This is a genomic window from Bacterioplanes sanyensis (genome assembly GCF_002237535.1).
GTDB classification, from domain to species: domain Bacteria; phylum Pseudomonadota; class Gammaproteobacteria; order Pseudomonadales; family Oceanobacteraceae; genus Bacterioplanes; species Bacterioplanes sanyensis_A.
Map to the genome: position 1 here is coordinate 1,435,578 of NZ_CP022530.1, position 24,556 is coordinate 1,460,133.

General features: G+C 52.6%; 13 protein-coding genes and 6 rRNA genes. 12 read left to right on the top strand and 7 right to left on the bottom strand.

What is annotated here, in order from left to right:
- Nucleotides 1-321 precede the first annotated feature (321 nt).
- The 7 genes from CHH28_RS06810 (at nucleotide 322) to CHH28_RS19845 (ending at nucleotide 11,018) form a co-directional block, all read left to right on the top strand.
- A 16S ribosomal RNA gene (locus CHH28_RS06810) occupies nucleotides 322-1,860 on the top strand.
- A gap of 233 nt (nucleotides 1,861-2,093) precedes the next feature.
- Nucleotides 2,094-4,981: ribosomal RNA gene (locus tag CHH28_RS06815) — 23S ribosomal RNA — on the top strand.
- A 163-nt stretch (nucleotides 4,982-5,144) separates the two neighbouring features.
- Nucleotides 5,145-5,260 (top strand): 5S ribosomal RNA (gene rrf / locus CHH28_RS06820).
- Between the two features lie 460 nt (nucleotides 5,261-5,720).
- Nucleotides 5,721-7,259 (top strand): 16S ribosomal RNA (locus CHH28_RS06825).
- Between the two features lie 233 nt (nucleotides 7,260-7,492).
- Nucleotides 7,493-10,380, top strand: a 23S ribosomal RNA gene (locus tag CHH28_RS06830).
- Between the two features lie 163 nt (nucleotides 10,381-10,543).
- Nucleotides 10,544-10,659, top strand: a 5S ribosomal RNA gene (gene rrf / locus CHH28_RS06835).
- Together the 16S, 23S and 5S rRNA genes form the textbook arrangement of a ribosomal RNA operon.
- A gap of 218 nt (nucleotides 10,660-10,877) precedes the next feature.
- Nucleotides 10,878-11,018, top strand: coding sequence for a hypothetical protein (locus CHH28_RS19845; RefSeq protein WP_157729806.1), 141 nt, complete (start codon nucleotides 10,878-10,880; stop codon nucleotides 11,016-11,018).
- A 178-nt stretch (nucleotides 11,019-11,196) separates the two neighbouring features.
- On the opposite strand, the gene CHH28_RS06840 is transcribed toward CHH28_RS19845, so the two are convergent.
- Genes CHH28_RS06840 through pomA form a run of 4 tightly spaced genes read right to left on the bottom strand, consistent with a single transcriptional unit; the run spans nucleotide 11,197 to nucleotide 14,323 of the window.
- Nucleotides 11,197-11,922, bottom strand: coding sequence for a 16S rRNA (uracil(1498)-N(3))-methyltransferase (locus tag CHH28_RS06840; protein ID WP_094059600.1), 726 nt, complete (start codon nucleotides 11,920-11,922; stop codon nucleotides 11,197-11,199).
- Nucleotides 11,923-11,973: 51 nt separating this feature from the next.
- Entirely contained in the window at nucleotides 11,974-12,558 is a 585-nt protein-coding gene (locus CHH28_RS06845; RefSeq protein WP_094059601.1) for a PilZ domain-containing protein, read from the bottom strand.
- A 26-nt stretch (nucleotides 12,559-12,584) separates the two neighbouring features.
- Nucleotides 12,585-13,562 carry a flagellar motor protein MotB gene (locus CHH28_RS06850; protein WP_094059602.1) on the bottom strand — a complete coding sequence of 326 codons (978 nt, stop codon included), beginning with the start codon at nucleotides 13,560-13,562 and terminating at the stop codon, nucleotides 12,585-12,587.
- 2 nt (nucleotides 13,563-13,564) lie between these two features.
- On the bottom strand, nucleotides 13,565-14,323 hold the full coding sequence (gene pomA / locus CHH28_RS06855) for a flagellar motor protein PomA (RefSeq protein ID WP_094059603.1): 759 nt from the start codon (nucleotides 14,321-14,323) through the stop codon (nucleotides 13,565-13,567).
- A gap of 230 nt (nucleotides 14,324-14,553) precedes the next feature.
- Here pomA and CHH28_RS06860 point away from each other — a divergent pair, with 230 nt between their 5' ends.
- From CHH28_RS06860 to CHH28_RS06875, 4 genes are all read left to right on the top strand, one after another.
- A complete protein-coding gene (locus CHH28_RS06860; RefSeq protein ID WP_094059604.1) occupies nucleotides 14,554-14,796 on the top strand; it encodes an exodeoxyribonuclease VII small subunit in 243 nt (80 codons plus the stop codon).
- The gene (locus CHH28_RS06865; protein WP_233243782.1) at nucleotides 14,793-15,671 is read left to right on the top strand and encodes a polyprenyl synthetase family protein; all 879 of its coding nucleotides are present in this window, start codon (nucleotides 14,793-14,795) and stop codon (nucleotides 15,669-15,671) included. Before CHH28_RS06860 ends, CHH28_RS06865 begins: the two co-directional genes overlap by 4 nt.
- Nucleotides 15,672-15,760: 89 nt before the next feature.
- Complete coding sequence (gene dxs, locus CHH28_RS06870; protein WP_094059605.1) at nucleotides 15,761-17,614, top strand: 1-deoxy-D-xylulose-5-phosphate synthase; 1,854 nt, start codon at nucleotides 15,761-15,763, stop codon at nucleotides 17,612-17,614.
- Nucleotides 17,615-17,695: 81 nt separating this feature from the next.
- Nucleotides 17,696-19,252, top strand: a complete 1,557-nt coding sequence (locus CHH28_RS06875; RefSeq protein WP_094059606.1) for an HD domain-containing phosphohydrolase — start codon at nucleotides 17,696-17,698, stop codon at nucleotides 19,250-19,252.
- On the opposite strand, the gene ribA is transcribed toward CHH28_RS06875, so the two are convergent.
- Nucleotides 19,228-19,839: a GTP cyclohydrolase II gene (ribA, locus tag CHH28_RS06880; protein ID WP_094059607.1), complete on the bottom strand. Its 612-nt coding sequence runs from the start codon at nucleotides 19,837-19,839 to the stop codon at nucleotides 19,228-19,230. The two genes, CHH28_RS06875 and ribA, sit on opposite strands and share 25 nt — an antisense overlap.
- A 144-nt stretch (nucleotides 19,840-19,983) precedes the next feature.
- Between ribA and CHH28_RS06885 the strand changes: the two genes are divergently transcribed.
- A complete protein-coding gene (locus CHH28_RS06885) occupies nucleotides 19,984-20,658 on the top strand; it encodes a zinc metallopeptidase (protein ID WP_094059608.1) in 675 nt (224 codons plus the stop codon).
- Nucleotides 20,659-20,717: 59 nt separating this feature from the next.
- On the opposite strand, the gene CHH28_RS06890 is transcribed toward CHH28_RS06885, so the two are convergent.
- Entirely contained in the window at nucleotides 20,718-22,013 is a 1,296-nt protein-coding gene (locus CHH28_RS06890) for a DUF4374 domain-containing protein (RefSeq protein WP_094059609.1), read from the bottom strand.
- A gap of 15 nt (nucleotides 22,014-22,028) precedes the next feature.
- Nucleotides 22,029-24,173, bottom strand: coding sequence for a TonB-dependent receptor plug domain-containing protein (locus CHH28_RS06895; RefSeq protein ID WP_094059610.1), 2,145 nt, complete (start codon nucleotides 24,171-24,173; stop codon nucleotides 22,029-22,031).
- Between the last annotated feature and the right edge of the window lie 383 nt (nucleotides 24,174-24,556).

A 24,556-nucleotide genomic window follows, 5' to 3' on the forward strand; every position in this document is an offset into this window, starting at 1 on the left:
TGCGCCGCCTTGATTCGAGATTGGATGGCTCAAAAAGCTCTTTGGTCGGCTATGTAACTGATTGATTTCATTAGAAAATATTTGAAATCAAGGGTTGCAAAGCAGAAAAAACGCTGTAGAATACACAGCTCGCTTTGATCGGAAAGATCTGGCAACGTTCTTTAAAAATCAGCATTAAGTAATTCGTGTGGGTGCTTGCTGAGATGCTCTGGAGACAAAGCATTATCAAGTAAGAACTCGTCGAAAATTCATTTAAGAATTTAAGTCAGTTTTATTCTTGAGCAAGATTTAGATTGAATATTCCTTCAATCGAAACTTTTTAAACTGAAGAGTTTGATCATGGCTCAGATTGAACGCTGGCGGCAGGCTTAACACATGCAAGTCGAGCGGTAACAGAGATAGCTTGCTATCTGCTGACGAGCGGCGGACGGGTGAGTAACGCGTAGGAAACTGCCTGGTAGCGGGGGACAACAGTTGGAAACGACTGCTAATACCGCATACGCCCTACGGGGGAAAGCAGGGGATCTTCGGACCTTGCGCTATCAGATGTGCCTGCGTCGGATTAGCTAGTTGGTGGGGTAATGGCCTACCAAGGCGACGATCCGTAGCTGGTCTGAGAGGATGATCAGCCACACTGGGACTGAGACACGGCCCAGACTCCTACGGGAGGCAGCAGTGGGGAATATTGGACAATGGGCGCAAGCCTGATCCAGCCATGCCGCGTGTGTGAAGAAGGCTCTAGGGTTGTAAAGCACTTTCAGTCGGGAGGAAAGCTTGATGGTTAATACCCCTCAAGTGTGACGTTACCGACAGAAGAAGCACCGGCTAACTCCGTGCCAGCAGCCGCGGTAATACGGAGGGTGCAAGCGTTAATCGGAATTACTGGGCGTAAAGCGCGCGTAGGTGGCTTGTTAAGTTGGATGTGAAAGCCCCGGGCTCAACCTGGGAACTGCATTCAAAACTGGCAGGCTAGAGTACAGTAGAGGGTAGTGGAATTTCAGGTGTAGCGGTGAAATGCGTAGAGATCTGAAGGAACATCAGTGGCGAAGGCGACTGCCTGGACTGATACTGACACTGAGGTGCGAAAGCGTGGGGAGCAAACAGGATTAGATACCCTGGTAGTCCACGCCGTAAACGATGTCTACTAGTTGTCGGGGGACTTGATCCTTTGGTAACGAAGCTAACGCGATAAGTAGACCGCCTGGGGAGTACGGCCGCAAGGTTAAAACTCAAATGAATTGACGGGGGCCCGCACAAGCGGTGGAGCATGTGGTTTAATTCGAAGCAACGCGAAGAACCTTACCTACTCTTGACATCCTGCGAACTTGGTAGAGATACCTTGGTGCCTTCGGGAGCGCAGTGACAGGTGCTGCATGGCTGTCGTCAGCTCGTGTTGTGAAATGTTGGGTTAAGTCCCGTAACGAGCGCAACCCTTGTCCTTAGTTGCCATCATTTAGTTGGGGACTCTAAGGAGACTGCCGGTGACAAACCGGAGGAAGGCGGGGACGACGTCAAGTCATCATGGCCCTTACGAGTAGGGCTACACACGTGCTACAATGGCGTATACAGAGGGTTGCGAAGCCGCGAGGTGAAGCTAATCTCACAAAGTACGTCGTAGTCCGGATTGGAGTCTGCAACTCGACTCCATGAAGTCGGAATCGCTAGTAATCGTGAATCAGAATGTCACGGTGAATACGTTCCCGGGCCTTGTACACACCGCCCGTCACACCATGGGAGTGGGTTGCTCCAGAAGTAGCTAGCTTAACCTTCGGGAGAGCGGTTACCACGGAGTGATTCATGACTGGGGTGAAGTCGTAACAAGGTAGCCCTAGGGGAACCTGGGGCTGGATCACCTCCTTAAACGATGCTCTAGTCATCTCAGCTAAGTGCTCACACGAATTGCTTTAATGCTTTTAATACAAGGCTCGGCCCTGTATTGCTCTTTAAAAATTTGGATACATGAGAATGAGAATTCTCAAGCGAACCGGCGGTTGCTTGATTTGATTAATTACTACCCGTAATTAATCAGTAAGCCCAACCATAAAGTTTCACATTTCATAGCTTGTAAATGTCGAGACGGTTTGGGGTTATATGGTCAAGTGACTAAGCGTGCACGGTGGATGCCTTGGCATCTGGAGGCGATGAAAGACGTGGTAGCCTGCGATAAGTTTCGGGGAGGTGGCAAACAACCTTTGATCCGGAAATCTCTGAATGGGGAAACCCACCTGTCATAAGGCAGGTATCTGCAACTGAATACATAGGTTGTAGAGGCGAACCGGGAGAACTGAAACATCTAAGTACCCCGAGGAAAAGAAATCAACCGAGATTCCCTTAGTAGCGGCGAGCGAACGGGGACCAGCCCTTAAGCTTCAATGTAGTTAACAGAACGCTCTGGAAAGTGCGGCCATAGTGGGTGATAGCCCCGTATGTGAAAACTTATTTGAAGTGAAATCGAGTAGGTCGGGACACGTGATATCCTGACTGAATATGGGGGGACCATCCTCCAAGGCTAAATACTCCCAGATGACCGATAGTGAACCAGTACCGTGAGGGAAAGGCGAAAAGAACCCCTGTGAGGGGAGTGAAATAGATCCTGAAACCGTGTACGTACAAGCAGTGGGAGCCGACTTTGTTCGGTGACTGCGTACCTTTTGTATAATGGGTCAGCGACTTAATGTTAGTGGCAAGGTTAAGCGAATAGCGGAGCCGTAGGGAAACCGAGTGTTAACTGCGCGTCCAGTCGCTAGCATTAGACCCGAAACCGGGCGATCTATCCATGAGCAGGTTGAAGGTTGAGTAACATCAACTGGAGGACCGAACCCACTGTCGTTGAAAAGCCAGGGGATGACTTGTGGATCGGAGTGAAAGGCTAATCAAGCCCGGAGATAGCTGGTTCTCCTCGAAAACTATTTAGGTAGTGCCTCGGACGAATGCCACTGGGGGTAGAGCACTGTTAAGGCTAGGGGGTCATCCCGACTTACCAACCCTTTGCAAACTCCGAATACCAGTGAGTACTATCCGGGAGACACACGGCGGGTGCTAACGTCCGTCGTGAAAAGGGAAACAACCCAGACCGTCAGCTAAGGTCCCAAAGTTACAGTTAAGTGGGAAACGATGTGGGAAGGCTAAAACAGCTAGGAGGTTGGCTTAGAAGCAGCCACCCTTTAAAGAAAGCGTAATAGCTCACTAGTCGAGTCGGCCTGCGCGGAAGATATAACGGGGCTCAAACTGTACACCGAAGCTACGGATGCACTTTGTGCATGGTAGAGGAGCGTTCTGTAAGCCGTTGAAGGTCAAGGTGTGAACCAGGCTGGAGGTATCAGAAGTGCGAATGCTGACATGAGTAACGATAAGGGGTGTGAAAAACATCCCCGCCGGAAACCCAAGGGTTCCTGTCCAACGTTAATCGGGGCAGGGTTAGTCGGCCCCTAAGGCGAGGCTGAGAAGCGTAGTCGATGGGAAACAGGTTAATATTCCTGTACTTGTTTGTAGTGCGATGGGGGGACGGAGAAGGCTAGGCCAGCACGGCGTTGGTTGTCCGTGTTTAAGCTGGTAGGCAGAGAACTTAGGTAAATCCGGGTTCTTAATGCCGAGACGTGATGACGGTGACTCTACGGAGTCCGAAGTGGTCGATGCCATGCTTCCAGGAAAAGCCTCTAAGCTTCAGCTACAAAGAAACCGTACTCTAAACCGACACAGGTGGGTAGGTAGAGAATACCAAGGCGCTTGAGAGAACTCGGGTGAAGGAACTAGGCAAAATGGCACCGTAACTTCGGGAGAAGGTGCGCCGGTTTTGGTGAAGGACTTGCTCCGTAAGCTGAGACCGGTCGAAGATACCAGGTGGCTGCGACTGTTTATTAAAAACACAGCACTCTGCAAACACGAAAGTGGACGTATAGGGTGTGACGCCTGCCCGGTGCCGGAAGGTTAATTGATGGGGTTAGCATCTGCGAAGCTCTTGATCGAAGCCCCGGTAAACGGCGGCCGTAACTATAACGGTCCTAAGGTAGCGAAATTCCTTGTCGGGTAAGTTCCGACCTGCACGAATGGCGTAACGATGGCCACACTGTCTCCACCCGAGACTCAGTGAAATTGAATTCGCAGTTAAGATGCTGCGTTCCCGCGGCTAGACGGAAAGACCCCGTGAACCTTTACTACAGCTTCACAGTGAACTTTGAATTGGCTTGTGTAGGATAGCTGGGAGGCTTTGAAGCCAGGACGCCAGTCCTGGTGGAGCCAACCTTGAAATACCAGCCTGGTCAATTTGGGGTTCTAACTCAGGTCCATTATCTGGATCGAGGACACTGTGTGGTGGGTAGTTTGACTGGGGCGGTCTCCTCCCAAAGAGTAACGGAGGAGCACGAAGGTCGGCTAATCTTGGTCGGACATCAAGAGGTTAGTGCAATGGCATAAGCCGGCTTAACTGCGAGACAGACACGTCGAGCAGGTACGAAAGTAGGTCATAGTGATCCGGTGGTTCTGTATGGAAGGGCCATCGCTCAACGGATAAAAGGTACTCCGGGGATAACAGGCTGATACCGCCCAAGAGTTCACATCGACGGCGGTGTTTGGCACCTCGATGTCGGCTCATCACATCCTGGGGCTGAAGCCGGTCCCAAGGGTATGGCTGTTCGCCATTTAAAGTGGTACGCGAGCTGGGTTTAGAACGTCGTGAGACAGTTCGGTCCCTATCTGCCGTGGGCGTTTGAGATTTGAGAAGAGTTGCTCCTAGTACGAGAGGACCGGAGTGAACGAACCTCTGGTGTTCCGGTTGTATCGCCAGATGCATTGCCGGGTAGCTACGTTCGGACGGGATAAACGCTGAAAGCATCTAAGCGTGAAGCCTCCTTCAAGATGAGATCTCACTGGAACTTCGAGTTCCCTGTAGGGCCCAGGAAGACTACCTGGTTGATAGGCAGGGTGTGTAAGCGTTGTGAGGCGTTGAGCTAACCTGTACTAATTGCCCGTGAGGCTTGACCATATAACACCCAAACTCGGGTGGGCGCTGAAAACTCAGCAACAAGCCAAGATATACGAACAGGCACCGCCGGTTCGCAAGAGAATTCTCAGTACACTCATGTATCCAACCTTATTTGAAGTCACGTTGCAGAACGCGTAAGACGACAACACTTCATACAGGTTTGCTTGACGACAATAGAGCTGTGGAACCACCTGAATCCATCCCGAACTCAGAAGTGAAACGCAGCATCGCCGATGGTAGTGTGGGGCTTCCCCATGTGAGAGTAGGTCATCGTCAAGCTCTTATTCAAAGCCCCAGTAGCGCTCGCTGCTGGGGCTTTTTACGTATAAAAGTAGAAGCTATGCAATTTTAATGATTGCTTAGCAGGTTAAGTAACTCGTTGATTTCACTAGAAAATATTTGAAATTAACGGTTGCCAAGCCAGAAAGGCGCTGTATAATGCGCCGCTCGATCTGAGAGGGTTTCTTCCAGGTCGGTCAGCGACAAGCTTCGGGAGAAGCTTAAAAAAATCGCTTGACAATCAAGGCTGCCTCATTAAAATATGCAGCCCGCTTTGATCGAAAGATCTGGCAACGTTCTTTAAAAATCAGCATTAAGTAATTCGTGTGGGTGCTTGCTGAGATGCTCTGGAGACAAAGCATTATCAAGTAAGAACTCGTCGAAAATTCATTTAAGAATTTAAGTCAGTTTTATTCTTGAGCAAGATTTAGATTGAATATTCCTTCAATCGAAACTTTTTAAACTGAAGAGTTTGATCATGGCTCAGATTGAACGCTGGCGGCAGGCTTAACACATGCAAGTCGAGCGGTAACAGAGATAGCTTGCTATCTGCTGACGAGCGGCGGACGGGTGAGTAACGCGTAGGAAACTGCCTGGTAGCGGGGGACAACAGTTGGAAACGACTGCTAATACCGCATACGCCCTACGGGGGAAAGCAGGGGATCTTCGGACCTTGCGCTATCAGATGTGCCTGCGTCGGATTAGCTAGTTGGTGGGGTAATGGCCTACCAAGGCGACGATCCGTAGCTGGTCTGAGAGGATGATCAGCCACACTGGGACTGAGACACGGCCCAGACTCCTACGGGAGGCAGCAGTGGGGAATATTGGACAATGGGCGCAAGCCTGATCCAGCCATGCCGCGTGTGTGAAGAAGGCTCTAGGGTTGTAAAGCACTTTCAGTCGGGAGGAAAGCTTGATGGTTAATACCCCTCAAGTGTGACGTTACCGACAGAAGAAGCACCGGCTAACTCCGTGCCAGCAGCCGCGGTAATACGGAGGGTGCAAGCGTTAATCGGAATTACTGGGCGTAAAGCGCGCGTAGGTGGCTTGTTAAGTTGGATGTGAAAGCCCCGGGCTCAACCTGGGAACTGCATTCAAAACTGGCAGGCTAGAGTACAGTAGAGGGTAGTGGAATTTCAGGTGTAGCGGTGAAATGCGTAGAGATCTGAAGGAACATCAGTGGCGAAGGCGACTGCCTGGACTGATACTGACACTGAGGTGCGAAAGCGTGGGGAGCAAACAGGATTAGATACCCTGGTAGTCCACGCCGTAAACGATGTCTACTAGTTGTCGGGGGACTTGATCCTTTGGTAACGAAGCTAACGCGATAAGTAGACCGCCTGGGGAGTACGGCCGCAAGGTTAAAACTCAAATGAATTGACGGGGGCCCGCACAAGCGGTGGAGCATGTGGTTTAATTCGAAGCAACGCGAAGAACCTTACCTACTCTTGACATCCTGCGAACTTGGTAGAGATACCTTGGTGCCTTCGGGAGCGCAGTGACAGGTGCTGCATGGCTGTCGTCAGCTCGTGTTGTGAAATGTTGGGTTAAGTCCCGTAACGAGCGCAACCCTTGTCCTTAGTTGCCATCATTTAGTTGGGGACTCTAAGGAGACTGCCGGTGACAAACCGGAGGAAGGCGGGGACGACGTCAAGTCATCATGGCCCTTACGAGTAGGGCTACACACGTGCTACAATGGCGTATACAGAGGGTTGCGAAGCCGCGAGGTGAAGCTAATCTCACAAAGTACGTCGTAGTCCGGATTGGAGTCTGCAACTCGACTCCATGAAGTCGGAATCGCTAGTAATCGTGAATCAGAATGTCACGGTGAATACGTTCCCGGGCCTTGTACACACCGCCCGTCACACCATGGGAGTGGGTTGCTCCAGAAGTAGCTAGCTTAACCTTCGGGAGAGCGGTTACCACGGAGTGATTCATGACTGGGGTGAAGTCGTAACAAGGTAGCCCTAGGGGAACCTGGGGCTGGATCACCTCCTTAAACGATGCTCTAGTCATCTCAGCTAAGTGCTCACACGAATTGCTTTAATGCTTTTAATACAAGGCTCGGCCCTGTATTGCTCTTTAAAAATTTGGATACATGAGAATGAGAATTCTCAAGCGAACCGGCGGTTGCTTGATTTGATTAATTACTACCCGTAATTAATCAGTAAGCCCAACCATAAAGTTTCACATTTCATAGCTTGTAAATGTCGAGACGGTTTGGGGTTATATGGTCAAGTGACTAAGCGTGCACGGTGGATGCCTTGGCATCTGGAGGCGATGAAAGACGTGGTAGCCTGCGATAAGTTTCGGGGAGGTGGCAAACAACCTTTGATCCGGAAATCTCTGAATGGGGAAACCCACCTGTCATAAGGCAGGTATCTGCAACTGAATACATAGGTTGTAGAGGCGAACCGGGAGAACTGAAACATCTAAGTACCCCGAGGAAAAGAAATCAACCGAGATTCCCTTAGTAGCGGCGAGCGAACGGGGACCAGCCCTTAAGCTTCAATGTAGTTAACAGAACGCTCTGGAAAGTGCGGCCATAGTGGGTGATAGCCCCGTATGTGAAAACTTATTTGAAGTGAAATCGAGTAGGTCGGGACACGTGATATCCTGACTGAATATGGGGGGACCATCCTCCAAGGCTAAATACTCCCAGATGACCGATAGTGAACCAGTACCGTGAGGGAAAGGCGAAAAGAACCCCTGTGAGGGGAGTGAAATAGATCCTGAAACCGTGTACGTACAAGCAGTGGGAGCCGACTTTGTTCGGTGACTGCGTACCTTTTGTATAATGGGTCAGCGACTTAATGTTAGTGGCAAGGTTAAGCGAATAGCGGAGCCGTAGGGAAACCGAGTGTTAACTGCGCGTCCAGTCGCTAGCATTAGACCCGAAACCGGGCGATCTATCCATGAGCAGGTTGAAGGTTGAGTAACATCAACTGGAGGACCGAACCCACTGTCGTTGAAAAGCCAGGGGATGACTTGTGGATCGGAGTGAAAGGCTAATCAAGCCCGGAGATAGCTGGTTCTCCTCGAAAACTATTTAGGTAGTGCCTCGGACGAATGCCACTGGGGGTAGAGCACTGTTAAGGCTAGGGGGTCATCCCGACTTACCAACCCTTTGCAAACTCCGAATACCAGTGAGTACTATCCGGGAGACACACGGCGGGTGCTAACGTCCGTCGTGAAAAGGGAAACAACCCAGACCGTCAGCTAAGGTCCCAAAGTTACAGTTAAGTGGGAAACGATGTGGGAAGGCTAAAACAGCTAGGAGGTTGGCTTAGAAGCAGCCACCCTTTAAAGAAAGCGTAATAGCTCACTAGTCGAGTCGGCCTGCGCGGAAGATATAACGGGGCTCAAACTGTACACCGAAGCTACGGATGCACTTTGTGCATGGTAGAGGAGCGTTCTGTAAGCCGTTGAAGGTCAAGGTGTGAACCAGGCTGGAGGTATCAGAAGTGCGAATGCTGACATGAGTAACGATAAGGGGTGTGAAAAACATCCCCGCCGGAAACCCAAGGGTTCCTGTCCAACGTTAATCGGGGCAGGGTTAGTCGGCCCCTAAGGCGAGGCTGAGAAGCGTAGTCGATGGGAAACAGGTTAATATTCCTGTACTTGTTTGTAGTGCGATGGGGGGACGGAGAAGGCTAGGCCAGCACGGCGTTGGTTGTCCGTGTTTAAGCTGGTAGGCAGAGAACTTAGGTAAATCCGGGTTCTTAATGCCGAGACGTGATGACGGTGACTCTACGGAGTCCGAAGTGGTCGATGCCATGCTTCCAGGAAAAGCCTCTAAGCTTCAGCTACAAAGAAACCGTACTCTAAACCGACACAGGTGGGTAGGTAGAGAATACCAAGGCGCTTGAGAGAACTCGGGTGAAGGAACTAGGCAAAATGGCACCGTAACTTCGGGAGAAGGTGCGCCGGTTTTGGTGAAGGACTTGCTCCGTAAGCTGAGACCGGTCGAAGATACCAGGTGGCTGCGACTGTTTATTAAAAACACAGCACTCTGCAAACACGAAAGTGGACGTATAGGGTGTGACGCCTGCCCGGTGCCGGAAGGTTAATTGATGGGGTTAGCATCTGCGAAGCTCTTGATCGAAGCCCCGGTAAACGGCGGCCGTAACTATAACGGTCCTAAGGTAGCGAAATTCCTTGTCGGGTAAGTTCCGACCTGCACGAATGGCGTAACGATGGCCACACTGTCTCCACCCGAGACTCAGTGAAATTGAATTCGCAGTTAAGATGCTGCGTTCCCGCGGCTAGACGGAAAGACCCCGTGAACCTTTACTACAGCTTCACAGTGAACTTTGAATTGGCTTGTGTAGGATAGCTGGGAGGCTTTGAAGCCAGGACGCCAGTCCTGGTGGAGCCAACCTTGAAATACCAGCCTGGTCAATTTGGGGTTCTAACTCAGGTCCATTATCTGGATCGAGGACACTGTGTGGTGGGTAGTTTGACTGGGGCGGTCTCCTCCCAAAGAGTAACGGAGGAGCACGAAGGTCGGCTAATCTTGGTCGGACATCAAGAGGTTAGTGCAATGGCATAAGCCGGCTTAACTGCGAGACAGACACGTCGAGCAGGTACGAAAGTAGGTCATAGTGATCCGGTGGTTCTGTATGGAAGGGCCATCGCTCAACGGATAAAAGGTACTCCGGGGATAACAGGCTGATACCGCCCAAGAGTTCACATCGACGGCGGTGTTTGGCACCTCGATGTCGGCTCATCACATCCTGGGGCTGAAGCCGGTCCCAAGGGTATGGCTGTTCGCCATTTAAAGTGGTACGCGAGCTGGGTTTAGAACGTCGTGAGACAGTTCGGTCCCTATCTGCCGTGGGCGTTTGAGATTTGAGAAGAGTTGCTCCTAGTACGAGAGGACCGGAGTGAACGAACCTCTGGTGTTCCGGTTGTATCGCCAGATGCATTGCCGGGTAGCTACGTTCGGACGGGATAAACGCTGAAAGCATCTAAGCGTGAAGCCTCCTTCAAGATGAGATCTCACTGGAACTTCGAGTTCCCTGTAGGGCCCAGGAAGACTACCTGGTTGATAGGCAGGGTGTGTAAGCGTTGTGAGGCGTTGAGCTAACCTGTACTAATTGCCCGTGAGGCTTGACCATATAACACCCAAACTCGGGTGGGCGCTGAAAACTCAGCAACAAGCCAAGATATACGAACAGGCACCGCCGGTTCGCAAGAGAATTCTCAGTACACTCATGTATCCAACCTTATTTGAAGTCACGTTGCAGAACGCGTAAGACGACAACACTTCATACAGGTTTGCTTGACGACAATAGAGCTGTGGAACCACCTGAATCCATCCCGAACTCAGAAGTGAAACGCAGCATCGCCGATGGTAGTGTGGGGCTTCCCCATGTGAGAGTAGGTCATCGTCAAGCTCTTATTCAAAACCCCGGTAGCTAACGCTATCGGGGTTTTTTCGTTGTGATTCGCCGACAACCTCGCTAGCTAGACCGAACGCCGTACTAGACTTATCGAGGTTATGGGGCTGTTGGTTACGCCAAATTCAAAGCCTCGCTAGCGCCCGCTATCGAGAGCTTGTCTTATCTGTGTCCCTGCCTTTTTACATGCTTACTTTACGACGTAGGTGCTTATCGTGGCGTTGCTATTTAGCACGGTCATCATCAACGTTGATGCCAACAATAAAGTCCCCAGCATTTTATTACCTCTGGCCCGCTACCTGCCCAGGCTCGCCAGCATCGGTGCTGATAGTGACCTTACGGACAAACGCCCTTAAACATGTTCAGTAAACTCGAGAGTGATGTTTATTGAGAGCAGCAGACAATATAGGGCCGTAAACCTCGCCCCACCAAAAAGTAGCGTGAGGAATACAGGCTCGGCTAAGAAAATAAAAGATATAAAAGATGGAATAAACAATGACGGCCGTACGATAACGGCCGCTTGTCTTCTCGGCGCTAGAAGTCGCCCCATTGATACTGCAATACCGCCAGCGCTGTCAGTGCCGCAGTTTCGGTTCTTAATATGCGAGGCCCTAATGTCAGACCATTAAATTGCCGTTGCTGACAAAGAGCGACCTCATCGTCACTCAATCCGCCTTCAGGACCCACCAGTAACGCTACCGACTCGGGCACGGCTTGTTCCTTTAAAGGGCTTTGATTATGAGGGTGCAATACTAACTTGCAGTCTGCTTGAATCTGAGCGAGCCAATCTGACAGGGTTTGTGGTGCGTGAATAGTTGGTACCTGGCAGCGTCCTGATTGCTCGCAAGCAGAGATAGCGACACGCTGCCAGTGCTCACATTTCTTTTGTAAGCGTCCTTGGTTTAATTTCACATCACAACGCTGACTCCATAATGGCGTGATGTCATGGATACCTAGCTCTGTGGCTTTTTGAATGGTGAAATCCATGCGGTCGCCTTTGGAAATGACCTGGCCCAAATGCAGTTGTAGCGGCGACGCTGTTTCTGTCTTGGAGCAGTGCGTCACATAGGCGTTGGCGGTTTTCTTGCCTACATCGGTGAGTTTGGCCGCATACTCCTGCCCACTACCATCAAATAACAGAATCGGCGCATCATTTTGCAGACGCAGCACCCGCACTAAGTGCGCAGCGGCGTTATCGTCCAGCGTGATAACCGTGTTGATGGAGAAAGGCTCAGGGTGATAAATACGCGGAGTGGCCATGGCAATGTGCTAACAATGAATGAAAGCACCATATTAACAAATCACGCCGCGCTATCCGTCACCTTCGGGCTCGTCATCTTCTTGGTGGCGAGCTTTTAGATTGCGATTCTGTAATTGAAACAGATGTTGGATCAGCAGTTCTTGCTCGGCCTCCTTCAGCCCTTCGAAGTTCACGCGTACACGGTGAGGCTTTTCTTCTTCGTCTGAGGCTTCGACTGAGATAACCCGACCGCTTAGCTCCAGGTTGGTATTTGATGGTTTCAGCTGCATATTGAGCAGCAGTTGATGGCCAGGTTCCGGTGCTTCTGCTGAATTAAATGCCATGCCGCAGGCGCTTAAATTAATGCGAGTTCTGGACTCGCTGGAAGTGAGCATGCGCTGCTGACCTTTTTGTCCGCTGCCGTTGGCTGCGAACAGGTTGAGCTTTTGGTTCAGCAACTCTGCTAAGCGCGACATCTGCGGATGATGGGACTTTAACTGGTAAATCAGGCTACCAATTTCTTGTTCGATTTCTTGCAGCTCAGTTTTCACCTGAGACGTATGGTGCTCCAGCTCCGTCAGCTCTTCCTCGCTGAGAATCTGAAAATCCAAGATGACTTCATCATCAAGACGAAAAAAACGACGTCTCTCTTCCATTATTATCTCCAACTCCCGCTACGGCTCTAGAAAATCTCGCTGGGCTGCAATTCAAAGTCTTCTGGTCTGGCGTTAACGGCATCATCAACGCGCTCGTCCGTGGGCTCGATTTCAGGTTGGTCGTCATCATCGCCCGGTTTGCTGCGCAGAATCACAATTTCCACCCGTCGATTGCGTGCGCGTGATTCGTCATCAAGGTTGTCGACCAGAGGGCGCTTATCGGCATGGCCAACGATTTGAAAGCGCGTTGCATCGAGCTCCGGTGCTATAAACAGCTCCTCGGCAAAAGAGGCCGCTCGCGCGGTGGATAACCCCCAATTGGTGCGGAAGCGACCGCCAGATACTGGAATATCGTCGGTGTGGCCTTCGACGGAAATCCTTCCCGGTACAGTGACCAACACTTCACGAATTTTATCAATCACTGGCAAAAAGCGGTCTTCAATAAAGTCAGAGCCGGAGCGGAATACACCGCGCTGCTGAATTCGGATGATGATCTTCTTGCCTGACGTTTCAATCTCGACCTGGCCTCGTGCGATCTCACTTTCCAGCTCCTGAGCCATTTGCATGGCTTCTTGCTCCACCTCTTCGTTACTGATTTGTTCTTGCGGTACAACGATTTCACGCGTCATTTCGCCCTGATCACCCTGGCGTTCTTCCTGCTGCGTCACTTCATCCTGACATAATACTTCCAGCGAGCTTTTGGTGATGTCACTGGTTTTCTGGCGAATTTCGTTGATCGGTGTCGGCTCTGGAATCGACGGGCTAAAGTGCCGTGCGATCACACTGGTGCCCTTGGGCGGATCACTGGCATTGATAACGGTCTGCACACCAAACGCGTTGCGCAGCTCCCCGGCCAAGCGTTTGAACTTCATCGCTTCCATTTCTGAAAAAGACAGCAACAGTACAAAGAAGCACATCAGCAGTGACATCAGATCGGCAAAGGTCATGACCCAAGCTGCAACACTGGGGCATTCCGGACATTCTTGTTCTTCTTCTTCAGCCATGATTAATCGTCTCCACCGGTGCGTTTGCCTTCCTGAATGTAGGCTTGCAACATGGCTTCAATAACACGAGGGTTTTGGCCCGCTTGAATGGCGAGCAAGGCGTCAATGATCATGGACTTAAGGCGGTCTTCTTCGTCTTTACGCAGTTTGAGCTTGTCCGCGACCGGCAGGGCAAACATGTTGGCGAGCATGGCGCCATACAAGGTGGTCAACAACGCTACCGCCATTGCTGGGCCAATGGCTTTGGGGTCATCCATGTTGGCCAACATAGCCACCAAACCGATGAGTGTACCTATCATGCCCATGGCTGGGCCTACATCGCCCATTTGCTGGAAGATCGAGGCACCGAGATCGTGGCGGGCGCTGGATAGACGTACTTCTTTATTGAGCAAGGTACGGACGACATCTGGATCATGGCCGTCGACCAACAGTTGAATACCGCGCGCCAGGAAGTCATCGCTGACTTCTTTACCCTCCAGCGACAGCAACCCGCCTTTACGTGCCAACCCGGCTAATTCAACCACTTCTTCAATGATTTGCTCAGGCTTACTGAGTTTGAAGGCAAAGGCTTTAACGGCGATTTTAGCGGAGCCAATAAACTGACCCAGCTCGTACTTCATCATCACTGCGAAGATGGTACCGCCGATCACGATCAACACCGATGGGACGTTGAAGAACATACCGATATCGCCGCCGAGGACCATCGCCATGCCGACAATACCAAACGCTCCGACGATGCCAACTATTGACGCGAGATCCACTATTGCTCCTTTGACACAGTTATTAGTTGCAGAGAGTTTAGCCAATCCTGGCGCTTCTTTCTGTCTTTCCTGACTTCTGTAACGCGCGCAGGGCGAGTTTGCCACCTGCCGTTCAATTAACTTAGCTGCTTCTCGCCGAGTTGACCCGTCGGAATACGCCAGTTAGTGTTGCCGCACCTTGCAGAGGCGGATTATTCCCAGCTCTGTTCATCGGCCATGGGTAAGAGAAAATGAGCGATTCAGCGCAAGAATTTGAATTTGAACCAGCACTGGAGCAACTGGAGCAGCTGGTCAATCAGATGGAGAGTGGGCAGCTGACCTTAGAACAGTCATTGCAGGCGTTTGAGCAGGGCGTAGCGCTCACCCGTCGCTGCCAGCAGACGTTGGCGCAGGCTGAGCAACGAGTGCGCTTGCTGGTGGAGCAAAACGGTGCCAGCCAGGAGCAACCCTTCCAGATGGACGGCGAGCAATGATGCTGGCGGACACGTTAGAACAGGTACAGGCACGCAGCCATCAGCAGTTAGAAGACGCACTTAATAGTTTGCAGATTGCCGACGACCGCTTGGCCAGTGCAATGCGACACGGATTGTTAAATGGCGGAAAACGTCTGCGCCCATTGCTGGTGTATGCCGCGGCAGAAGCAGTTGGCTGTCAGTGGCAGCAGGTAGATGCCGCCGCGGTGGCAATAGAAATGGTGCACAGCTACAGCCTGGTCCATGACGATTTGCCCGCTATGGACGACGATGACCTGCGCCGTGGCCAACCAACTTGCCACATCGCCTTTGATGAAGCGACGGCCATTCTAGCAGGTGATGCCTTGCAAGCCGGTGCGTTTGAACACTTGGCTCATGCCGACGCTGATATCGAGCTGCGTATGCGCTGGCTACAGTTATTAAGCCGAGCTTGCGGTGCGGCGGGCATGGTGGCTGGGCAAGCCATCGACCTGAACCACGTCGGCAAGCAGATGTCGCTTCCACAATTACAGCGCATGCATCAACACAAGACCGGCGCGTTAATTACCGCTGCTTTGGAAATGGGAGCCGCCGCCGCGCAACTGGAGGAGTCTGAACGTCAGGCGCTGCGCGATATTGGCGATGCTCTGGGGCTGGCCTTTCAAGTGCAAGATGACATTCTAGACATCGAAAGCGACACCGAGACGCTGGGCAAGCAGCAGGGAGCGGACATTGCCTTGGACAAGCCAACCTATCCAGCATTGTTGGGGCTTGAGGGTGCTCATCAACGGGCACAGGCGCTGGTCGATCAGGCACAGCAACTGATGCAGCGCTTGCCGGGAGACACCCGCACGCTGGTGGCGGTAGCGCATTACGTTGTCCACCGCGACCACTGACAGCGCTACTCAACGGCGAGCCGAGCCGGTAGAATATGGCACCTTTATGCCCTGACCGGCAGACTCACCGACCGGGATTACACCGCCTGATGTTTACCGAAATACCGTCACACCGCCCAGACACGCCATTGCTGGATAGCATTGATCAGCCCGCTGACATGAAGTCATTATCTGCCGATCAGTTGCAGCAACTGTGTACTGAGCTGCGTGAGTATCTGTTGTACAGCGTTGGGCAGTCGGGTGGTCACTTTGGCGCCGGTTTGGGGGTGGTGGAGTTGACTGTGGCGTTGCACCACGTGTTTAACACCCCAGATGATCGCTTAGTGTGGGACGTCGGCCATCAGGCTTATCCGCACAAGATCCTCACAGGTCGCCGTGAGCAGCTGCCGAACATTCGCACCGCCGACGGCCCGGCGGCCTTTCCCGTGCGTGAAGAAAGCCCCTACGACACCTTCGGTGTGGGACACTCCAGTACTTCAATTAGTGCTGCCTTAGGGATGGCGCTGGCGTTTCGCCAACAGCAATTACCGCGTCATGCGGTTGCCATCATAGGTGACGGCGCGATGACCGCGGGTATGGCATTTGAGGCACTGAACCACGCTGGCCATGAAAAGGCCGACATGCTGGTGATTCTGAACGACAACGACATGTCGATTTCCAACAATGTCGGTGCGCTGAATAAGTACTTCACGCGCATTTGGTCGAGCCGCACCTACTCCGCCATGCGCGAAGGCAGCAAGAAAGTGTTGGAAAAGATTCCGGCTGCGTGGGAATTTGCCCGCCGCACCGAAGAGCATATGAAAGGCATGGTGGCCCCCGGCACCTTGTTTGAAGAGTTGGGCTTTAACTATTACGGCCCGATTGACGGCCATGACCTGAACGAACTGGTACTGCAGCTGCAAAACCTGAAAGATTTACCAGGACCGCGCTTTTTGCATGTGGTCACACGCAAAGGTAAGGGGTTTGAGCCCGCCGAGCAGGATCCGATCAAATACCATGCGTTAAAGCCAAAGAGCGCGTCCGCTGGCGGTGTAAAGCGCGCTACCTACTCCAACATTTTTGGCAATTGGCTGTGTGACCAAGCGGCGCAAGATGAGCGCTTGGTCGGTATTACGCCGGCCATGCGTGAAGGGTCGGATTTGATTCGCTTTTCGCAGGAATACCCGGAGCGCTATTACGACGTGGCCATTGCTGAGCAGCACGCGGTGACGCTGGCGGCTGGTCTAGCGTGTGAAGGCAGCAAGCCGGTGGTGGCCATTTATTCGACCTTCCTGCAGCGTGCATACGATCAGCTGATTCACGATGTGGCTTTGCAAAATCTCGATGTGTTGTTCGCGATCGACCGTGCCGGTCTGGTCGGTGAAGATGGCCCGACGCATCACGGCGCTTTTGACCTTAGCTATTTGCGCTGCATTCCCAATCTGGTGCTGATGACACCGTCTGATGAAAATGAATGTCGTCAAATGCTGCACACTGGATACATGCATGCTGGTCCGGCGGCCGTGCGTTATCCGCGTGGCAGTGGTCCAAACGCCGAGGTGCAAGCTGAGTTAACTCCCATTCCATTGGGGCAAGGTGTGATTCGTCGGCAGCGCCAAGCGAAAGGTGGTGTTGCCATTCTGGCGTTTGGCGCACCTGTTGCGGTGGCGATGGAAGTAGCACAAAGCGAAGACGTGACCGTCGCCGATATGCGCTTTGTAAAACCATTGGATGAAACCTTGGTACTGCAGCTGGCGCAACAGCACGACAAGCTTATTACGCTGGAAGAAAACGCCGTCGCTGGCGGTGCCGGCAGTGCGGTGATGGAGTGCCTGGCCCGTCATGGTGTGACGATGCCTGTGGTGACGTTGGGTATTCCCGATCGCTTTATCGAGCACGCCGGCGTGGCGCAACAGTTGAACGACGTTGGCCTGACCTGCGAGCACATCCGCAACGCCCTGTAGCCTTTATCGAGCCGGAGTTTTTCACGCTCCACGCCAGCGACTATGCTTATTTGACAGCATTGGCAGGCAGTGGAGGGTGCTATGTACGACGCCCATGAGGACGCGGAAAAACTTGGGCAAATACTGATCGTTGATGACGAAGAGTCTGTCTGTCAGGCACTGCGTCGTTTGCTGCGCCGGAACTATCATGTCACCGTCGCCACCAGCGCCAGCCAGGCCATGGAGTGCCTTTCTGCAGAAGCGTTTGACCTGATTCTGTGTGACATGCGCATGCCGGGCATGAGCGGCGCTGACCTACTGGCGCACTGTCGCACCGAATACCCAGATATGATGCGCATTCTGATCACAGGGTATTCCGACCTAGATTCTGCCGTGCGCGCCATCAATGAAGGCAATATTTATCGCTACGTGTCCAAACCTTGGGACAACGATGAACTGCGACAAATGGTGGCCGAAGCGATCGAGATTCGTACTTTGCGTAAGGCGAACCAGTCGCTGAACAAACACATCGTGCGGCAAAACGACGAGCTGAATCAGCTCAATCAGCAGCTGCAACTCAGCAATGAGCAATTGGAATCCAAAGTGGGCGAGCGTGAAAAACAAGTGATGGCATCCAGCCGTCGCTTGCGTGAGGACATGCGCTCGGTACTGCACATGCTGGTGTCGCTGATCGAGACTCGCACCGGTGGTCAGCGTGGCAACAGCGCCAAAGCGGCGCATTTAGCGCGTGAGTTTGCCCGCTCGGCTGACGTGGTTGGCAAAGAAATCGAAGATCTCTACATCGCCGCTTTATTGCGTGATATCGGCAAAGTCTCCCTGCCCGATCAGGTGGTGATTAAATCCATTACCCAAATGAGTGTTACAGAGCGCCATGAATACGCTCGTTTTCCTGGTTTGGGTCAGTCCATGCTGATGATGTATGAGCCGTTGGCCGGTGCGGCGAACATCATTCGCTCGCACATGGAGCTCTACAACGGCAAAGGGTTTCCGGATCAATTAAGTGGCGATGCCATCGCCAGACCCGCCCGCATTCTACGTATTGTCGCTGACTATGTTGATTTGCAGCATGCGCATAACTTTCTGGGCGAACCTCTCGAACCGGAGCAAGCGCAAGAGTATTTATTGAAAATGGCAGGGCACCGCTATGATCGTGAGCTGGTGGATGTGTTTATCGATGTTCTGGAGCGAGTAGACGGCCGCTTTGCGCCCGAGCAAGTGCGTTTGCCGGTACAAGAAGCACGCGCGGGTATGTTGCTTAGTGGACCCTTTATCTCGCCAGCGGGTGTGGTTCTGTTGTCTACCGGAACGCGGCTGACGGATCACCACATTAGCAAAATGCATGAGCTGCTAGAGCAGTTTGAGGGCCACGAGATTTTTATTCACATTCATAACGAAGGTCCTGGCAGCGACAGCACACGAAGTGAAGGACAGAGCGGAGAACTGGACAACAGCGAGCAACAGAACATCGACGCGCTAGGCAGTGAAGGGACTGAAGCTGAAAACAGCAGCTCAGTGAAAAACGGCGAGGGCCAGCGCAATGACGCCAGCGACAGTCACGCAGATGACCGCGCGCCGCTGGTGGACGATGTCGAGCAAACAGCCGTGATGCCCGATCAGCCTTCGGGCTCGTCGTCCTGATGGCTGAGCATATGGCCCAGCTTGCTGGCTTTGGTCGCTAAGTAGGCATCGTTGTGTGGGTTGCGGCCAACTTGCAGCGGCACGCGCTCCACCACATCGACACCAGCGTCGGATAAGGCTTTCACCTTGCGTGGATTGTTGGTCATCAAACGAATGGCGTCGATGCCCAGGTGGCTCAACATAGGCTGGCACATGCTGTAGTCGCGCATGTCGGCGCCAAAGCCGAGCTGCTCGTTGGCTTCGACGGTATCCGCGCCTTGGTCTTGCAAGTTGTAGGCGCGGATTTTGTTCAGCAGGCCAATGCCACGACCTTCCTGACGTAAATACAAAATCACCCCACGTCCGGCCTCTGCCACGGCAGTCAGTGCCGCTTCCAGCTGGTAACCGCAATCACAGCGCATGCTGTACAGTGCATCGCCTGTTAGACATTCCGAATGCGCCCGAGCCAACACCGCCTCGCCATTGCCAACGTCCCCCATGGTCAAAGCGACATGCTCTTTGCCGGTGGCCGTTTCTTCAAAGCCGTGCATGGTAAATACACCAAAGGGTGTGGGCAGTTTGGATGATGCAACGTAGCGGATGTTCAAGGGTGCTTCCCTCAGGGGTCAATCGGGCGCGTAATACTACCAGCGACAGGCCGTTACGCCTACGCCGGGATTGAGTGTTCCGACATTCAATCCAGACCGTTACCATAACTATTCGGCAAGTGGCATCGCAGTGAGGAGCCGTTCATGGTGTGGTTAGTGGTATTGGTGGGGGTTTTGGCCTTGTTACTGGGGCCAAGTCTGTGGGTGCGTCATGTGATGAAACGCCACAGTCACGAGCGCCGTGATTACCCGGGCACGGGCGGCGATATGGCGCGGCACTTGATCAATCAACTGCAATTGCAGCAGGTCGGGTTGGAGAGCACGGAGCAGGGCGACCACTATGACCCGCGCCAACGCATGGTGCGACTGTCGCAAGACAACTTAGACGGCAAATCGTTGACCGCTGTGGCGGTGGCGGCGCACGAAGTGGGCCACGCCATTCAGCACGCCAAAGGTGAATCCCTGTTTCAGTTGCGCACGGTACTGGCGCATGTGGCTGTGTGGTCTGAACGTATTATTCCGATATTGCTGCTGGCGCTGCCGTTGCTGGCCTGGTGGCAGCCGGGGCTGTCGCGCTGGAGCCTGATCTTGGCGGTGGCGGCGATGTTGATTTCAACCTTGGTGCATTTGGTGACGCTGCCGGTGGAGTGGGACGCCAGCTTTGGCAAAGCGCTGCCACTGTTGCAACAAGGCGGTTATCTCAGTGAGCAGGATATGCAAGGCGCGCGGCAGATACTGTGTGCTGCAGCGCTGACGTACGTCGCGGGGTCGCTGATCAGTTTATTAAACGTCTGGCGTTGGTGGCGCTATCTTAAATAACGGCAGCTAGCGGCCGGGAAAACCGGCCGCTTTGTTGCTGATTAAAGCAGCATAGTGTTTTACAAGTCGTAAAAACCTTTGATGGTTTTACCGACGATTTCCGCGCCTTTGGTGGCTACATTGGTGGCGACATCGTACTCGTACACATGAGCGCCGTCGGGCGTTTCAATGCTCAGGTACACCTTGCCATCAATCACTTCCAGCGGTGATGTCCAACGCTTCTGATGAATCGGCACACCGGCCACATCGGTGACGGTTTGCGCTTCTAAGTCGATTAATACCAACTTCATGGTATGGAAGTCTTTGCCAAACGCCGACCACGATGCTTGGTCAGCGGCTTCATTGGCCATCAAAATGCGCGCTAAAACTTTGTTGTTGCCAATATCCGAGAACCAGAAAATCCGGCCGCCATCGGTTTTTTCACTGATATTGAGGAAATACTCGCCGTCGAATTCTGTCTCGCCGCTGTTGATGCGCAAAATGCCAGACGGTGTTTCGGTATTGCTGCTAAAGCCTGCTGCAATGGCGCCAACGCCGCCGTGGGACATGGTGTAAATATCGCCATTGTCCAGGCGAATCATATTGGTGGGGTTGCCGTTAACACCAATATGACCGGTGCGCTCGTCGCTGATGATTTTTAACGGCTGTGCGTTGTCAGCCAGAGGATAATCGTACACAGCAACAAAGGCGGTATCTTGCTCATCGGTGCGATATTGCGTGGCCTCTGGGCTGTCGTCCCACTTGTGGAATGCAACGAACAATTTATCGCCTTCTACGGCCAAACCGGACGGTGCAGCGACTGTGCCTTCACCGCGCACACCGGTGTCTTTATCGTGAATGGTGTAGTTGGTTTTGGCCGTCAGCAAACCGCTGGCTGCGCTGGCGGTGTACAGTACATTCGGGACGTGAGCGCCGGTGCGCGGCAGAGCCGTGGCCAGCAGCGTGTCATTGCCAATGTGACCAAACACTTCCGGCGTTTCGTCAAACAAGAAGGTATTGATCTTTTCCAACTCGCCGCCGTTGTTGGCTTGGTACGAGCTCATTTCTTTATTGCCATAACCCGATACAAACAATGTGTCGCCAACGGTGTAATAGAAATTCCAGCTGGTTTGCTCGTAACCGGCGCCTTGGGCAGAAATGGCTTCGGAGCTGAGATCGTCTTTTTGAACCAAGTACTCGATCTGATCGGCAGAGTTGGCGGCCGAGACTTTAAACGACATGGTGATGGTATTGGCGACTTCATCCGGCGTTTCTGGTGTCGGAGTGTCGGTGTTGTTATTGCTACTGCTGCTGTCACTGCCGCAGCCAGTCATGGCGGCCAATACGGCCAAGGTTAATACACTTTTGTTAAACATAACTCTTCCTCTTCTTTAATAAGCAAAACGGACTTTGGCGTAATAAGCGCGGCCTGGTTTTTGAATTTTGAAATTATCGAACAGCGCTTCATCGGTGATGTTGCTGATGGTGAGCGAAGCGCTCAGGTCGATGCTGGACAGCACGTATTCCAGCTCTAGGTCATAGGAGGTTTGTGATGGAATTTTATCTTTTTGGTCTTTATCGCCATCACTTTCCCAGCGCAGGTAATACTCTTTAACAAAACGACTGGTGGCATAAATGGAAATCTGGTCGAGATTATCGAGGTGATGCTTCCAACCCAGGCGCACGTTGGAAAAGAAATACGGCGTATTTGGAATACGATCACCACGATGCAAGTTGTCTGAGCCATCGAAATCTTGTGGCGTCTGATCGGTAATGTCTTGGTAAGTCATGTTGAGGTGAGCGCTGTAACTGTCTTGGTAATCAACTGTGGTCGACAGCTCCAGGCCTTTGGCCAGCACTTCACCTAAGTTCTCATAGCGCCCGCGGATGACCTCAGAGGGGTTATAAAAAATAAAGTCGGTGGCATCGCGGTGGAAGGCATTCAACTCTCCGCCCAGATACCAAGAGTCCAACAGCGTGCCGTAGCTGGCGCCAATGTTGGTGTTGGTGCTTTGCTCGGGTTTTAAATCCGGGTTTGGTAATACGAACTGGCCGTTGCCGAGAATCTCGTTCGGTTCGGCAATGCGGTAGGCTTTTTCGCGCGAGAACTTAACCGTGGTGCTGTCCCAGGGCTGGTATTGCAGGGCCAGGCCAACGCCGTTAGCGCTGCCGCTTTCTTTACTGGTGGCAAAGCGTTGATTAAAACTTTCCGTGCGCACCGAGCTGACTTCAGCTTGGTAATAATAATGCTTCCAGAACAGGGTGCTGCGCAGGCGCTCGTTAAATAAGGTTTGGCTACTGTCTAACGCAAAGACGTTTTTCGTCAGCTGGTTGGTGCCTGCCAATAACGTTGACTCTGGTTGCAGTGAGTCTTTGCCAGAGCGCTCGGTACGGTTCATCGACAGAGCGCTGCCAATGCTGACGTGATCGTTCAGGTGGTAACGACCAGACACATTGGCACGCACTAAGTCATCGGTGACAGTCAAACGGCTGCGGTTGCCGACCTCGCCCAGCTGGTCGCTTCTCGGTGTATAAGAACCATCCCACTGATAGCGCCGTGATGCGGTGTTGACATACGACTCATCGACCTGGCCGTTCAGCAAATAGCCTGTAAGGGCGAAATCATCGTCGCTGAGTTTGTACACTAAGGTCGACAGCCAAGTGCGGTTGGTGCTGTGGTATTGGCCATACACCTGATTCACCGTGGTAGTCGGGTGCTGCAACTCGTTGCGATTGGCGGCGGTGGTAATGCCCAGTGACAGCTCATCGGCCCAAGTACGATCGCTCAACCCCAGCTTGGCGCTGAGCATGTGCGAGCGATAGGCATCGTGAAAGCGGCGCACGCTGCCGCTTTTTTGCACATTGCCCAGCTCGTCAGTAACCGGTGCATTGTCGATTTCATAATCATTGTCGGAGTGATTAAAAAAGCCGCTCAGGCGCACAAACGCACCACTGCTGGTTTGGCTGTGCTGACTGTTAAACGAGCTGCGCACAGTATTAAACGAGCCATAGCTCACCGCGCCGTTGAGGTAATCTTCATCTGCAGCGGGCGTAATAATATTCACGGCGCCGCCGAGAGCATCGGCACTTAACGATATTGGCACCACGCCTTTGTACACATCCAGCCGCTCGGCCACGTTGACGGGTAAATCGCCAATGCGCAGTGCAGTGCCGAACGCTTCCATCGGAATACCGTCGAGAAAATAGCGCACCTGATTGCCCGACAAACCATTGATCGACAGTTCTGAATCCGACCCCAATGCGCCGCGCTGGCGGACGATGATGCCAGGGCTGGTATTGAGAATCTGCTGCAAGTCCTTGCTGAAGTTGAAGAACTCAGCGGTATCAATGGCGTTAAGATTGAACCCTGTATCAGCCACCTCGATCGAGGTTTCCGGCGCGTTGCCAGCGGTGACGGTGACGGTTTCTAGGTCGGCGTGGTTGATGTCTTCAGCCATGGCCTGTGGCACGGCGGTGAGTACAGGCAAACACAAGGCAGTCAGCAGGCGGTTCCACGGCGGGTGATTACAAGGCATTGAGCAACAGTCCCGATCAGTCAATGAGGGTCGGGGAGTTTAATACAAAGACTTATGCAAATGATATAGATTATCGTTTATGTATTAATCAAATACCCGTCTCTGGCCTGAATGGCGTGGCAATGTCGGCCATTGGTTTTATCCGTTGGGCTTGGCAGAGTTGACGGTGGGGCGCACGTATCACGCTGCGAAAGAAATACGCTAGGCGGTGAGTTGTCGACCGCTGCTGGTCTTATTGGTGTGCCGCGATGTTTGAACGACGCTCACATGGTCTTGCGAACAGGTGCGATAGATGAGTGTTAATAGCGGCGAAGTCGGAGAGGCAGTGCGAGTGTTAATGGTGTAAGGCGAAAAAAAAAGCGCTGGCCACCCTCATAGCCAGC

What these genes read in the sequence shown, in the direction of transcription:
- CHH28_RS06890 (WP_094059609.1), bottom strand. Translation starts at nt 22,013, where the DNA reads ATGTTTAACAAAAGTGTATTAACCTTGGCCGTATTGGCCGCCATGACT.
- CHH28_RS06860 (WP_094059604.1), top strand. Translation starts at nt 14,554, where the DNA reads ATGAGCGATTCAGCGCAAGAATTTGAATTTGAACCAGCACTGGAGCAA.
- CHH28_RS06865 (WP_233243782.1), top strand. Translation starts at nt 14,793, where the DNA reads ATGATGCTGGCGGACACGTTAGAACAGGTACAGGCACGCAGCCATCAG.
- CHH28_RS06895 (WP_094059610.1), bottom strand. Translation starts at nt 24,173, where the DNA reads ATGCCTTGTAATCACCCGCCGTGGAACCGCCTGCTGACTGCCTTGTGT.
- CHH28_RS06875 (WP_094059606.1), top strand. Translation starts at nt 17,696, where the DNA reads ATGTACGACGCCCATGAGGACGCGGAAAAACTTGGGCAAATACTGATC.
- CHH28_RS06885 (WP_094059608.1), top strand. Translation starts at nt 19,984, where the DNA reads ATGGTGTGGTTAGTGGTATTGGTGGGGGTTTTGGCCTTGTTACTGGGG.
- CHH28_RS06840 (WP_094059600.1), bottom strand. Translation starts at nt 11,922, where the DNA reads ATGGCCACTCCGCGTATTTATCACCCTGAGCCTTTCTCCATCAACACG.
- dxs (WP_094059605.1), top strand. Translation starts at nt 15,761, where the DNA reads ATGTTTACCGAAATACCGTCACACCGCCCAGACACGCCATTGCTGGAT.
- CHH28_RS06845 (WP_094059601.1), bottom strand. Translation starts at nt 12,558, where the DNA reads ATGGAAGAGAGACGTCGTTTTTTTCGTCTTGATGATGAAGTCATCTTG.
- CHH28_RS06850 (WP_094059602.1), bottom strand. Translation starts at nt 13,562, where the DNA reads ATGGCTGAAGAAGAAGAACAAGAATGTCCGGAATGCCCCAGTGTTGCA.